1 protein-coding gene and 1 pseudogene are annotated in these 1,055 nt (G+C 45.5%); both read right to left on the bottom strand.

Translation table 11 applies throughout. From position 1 onward, the window contains the following. Nucleotides 1-629: UvrD-helicase domain-containing protein (locus B3O33_RS03300; RefSeq protein ID WP_292362919.1), on the bottom strand; the 629-nt coding region annotated here is incomplete at its 3' end. Further along, nucleotides 626-1,055 (bottom strand): annotated as a pseudogene (locus tag B3O33_RS03295) (exodeoxyribonuclease V subunit gamma); the annotation flags it as partial. The gene B3O33_RS03300 and the pseudogene B3O33_RS03295, both read right to left, overlap by 4 nt.

Below are 1,055 nucleotides of genomic sequence, written 5' to 3'. Positions count from 1 at the left end.
CGCCAGAGTCGTTTAACATTCTCAAAGCTTTGGCTGGCAGCCTGTTTTGCCGCGTGAGTATCCACTTCAGGCAAATCCTGAATCTGCAGATACGGTTTGCCTACCAGATTGCGAATCGACTGCAGCAGCGTTTCCGGTGTCTGTTTTTTGGCTAATAAATAAGCGCTGAAATCGTTATCGGCCTGCACCACATTTTTACGCCAGAAATCATCGGTAACAGAAAGTAATAACTCACGGTCATCGCCAATCAAATCCATTTCAAACGGACTGCCGGACTCAAAAGCAAAGTCTTTCAATACCTGCTGACAAAAACTGTGAATGGTAAAAATCGCCGCTTCATCAAAGCTTTGAATCGCTACATCCAATCGTTTTAAATCCGCAGTGCGCTCTGGTTGTTTATCCAGAATCAGCTTGCGTTCATCACTGAGTTTTTTGCGTAACCGATCGCGTAACTCCTGAGTCGCCGCACGGGTATAGGTCACCACCAGAATCTGATCGACATTCAGCTGATGTTCCAGAATCAGACGCAGATACAATCCGGCCAACGTAAAGGTTTTGCCAGTACCAGCACTGGCTTCAATCAGATTGACGTCATGTAACGGGGTGGTATCGAGATCAAACTGCTTCATAGTTTGTCTCCTTCCATGGCATCCCAAATGGGTTGATAAACCCGCAAGCTCAAACTCTGGAACTCATCCGTTAATGGCGACTGTTGAAACAGTAATTGATGGTAAGGATCAGCATCTTCACCTGCAGTAAAACCTGACGTCCATGCCTTATAAGCTTCTTTTTCCGAGTCCGCCTTGCCAGCATTGAGCTCCGCTGCAGCATAAGCCAGACTGGTTTTTGGTAAAAATGGGATGGGTTGATGCAAACCTTGCCAATAAATATCCAATAACTCAGCCAGAAGTTGTTGTGGATTTTCAACTGGCTGCAACATCAGATAATTATCTTCACATTGCAGCTGACTTTGTAAGGCCACGCCTTCCGGTTGCAAGCAGTTCAATACCAGATGTGAACACCACAACCCTAATAAATCCTTGGCTTTCATTTTG

Origin of the sequence: Methylophaga sp. UBA1464, from assembly GCF_002325665.1 — a bacterium.
GTDB lineage: Bacteria > Pseudomonadota > Gammaproteobacteria > Nitrosococcales > Methylophagaceae > Methylophaga.
This window is presented reverse-complemented; position numbering and strand designations above follow the sequence as displayed.